At 69.8% G+C, this 1,008-nt stretch carries 1 pseudogene; it reads left to right on the top strand.

The window, feature by feature from the left end:
- Window positions 1–57 precede the first annotated feature (57 nt).
- Window positions 58–989, top strand: a pseudogene (locus AB0O01_RS36485) (IS5 family transposase).
- The last annotated feature ends 19 nt before the right edge of the window (window positions 990–1,008 follow it).

Genomic DNA, 1,008 nt, shown 5'->3' with positions numbered 1-1,008 from the left:
CTAGGGGTTGTCCGGTCGATCATGTGACTGTCCCGTGCGTGGGTCGTTGGTGTGGGCATGGGGCGGGGTGAACTGAGTGATGCCGAGTGGGAGCGGCTGCGGCCGTTTCTGCCGGTCGGCAACAGGCGTTGTGGCAGGTGGCGGGATCACCGGCAGGTGATCGACGGAATCCTGCACCGGGTGCGGACCGGGGTGCAGTGGCGTGACCTGCCCGAACGGTTCGGGCCGTGGAAGACGGTTTACGAACGGCACCGGCTGTGGTCCGCGGACGGGACCTGGGAGCGTCTGCTCCAGCAGGTCCAGGCGGAGGCCGACGCGGCCGGGGAGATCGACTGGGACATCTCGGTCGACTCGACCGTCGTCCGTGCCCATCAGCACGCGGCCGGTGCCCGGACCGATCCGCCGCCTGCCCTTGCGGCAAAGGGGGCCGAACCGGCAGAACTCCGGGACGGGACGCCGTGGCAGAGCCTTTACGCCCGGCTGGCGGAGGTGGTGCAGGAGGTGAGGGCCCGGGCCGCTCGCGCGGCGGGTTCACCACCAGACTCCACCTGAGTGCCGACGGCCGCTGCCGCCCTCTGTCCCTGACCGTCACGCCGGGACAGTGGGCGGACTGCAGCCAGTTCCAGCCCGTGCTGGAGAAGATCCGTGTCCCCCGCCGGGGGCGGGGAAGGCCCCGGAAGAAGCCGGACAGCCTGGCGGCGGACAAGGCATACAGCAACGGGCCCTGCCGCCAGTACCTGCGCAGGCGCGGCATCCGGCACACGATCTTGGAGAAGACCGACAGCCGGGCCGCCCGCCTGCGCAAAGGCTCACGCGGCGGACGGCCGCCCGCCTTCGACGAAGAGCGCTACAACAAGCGCAACACCGTCGAACGGGCCATCAACCGGCTCAAGAACGCCCGGGCGGTTGCCACCCGCTACGACAAGCGCGGCTACATCTACCTCGGTACCGTAACCGCCGCAGCCCTCACCATCTGGCTCCGAACATGATCGGCCGGACAATCCCTAG

The sequence above is a fragment of the Streptomyces sp. NPDC093252 genome, from assembly GCF_040683675.1.
Classification (GTDB): domain Bacteria; phylum Actinomycetota; class Actinomycetes; order Streptomycetales; family Streptomycetaceae; genus Streptomyces.
This window is presented reverse-complemented; position numbering and strand designations above follow the sequence as displayed.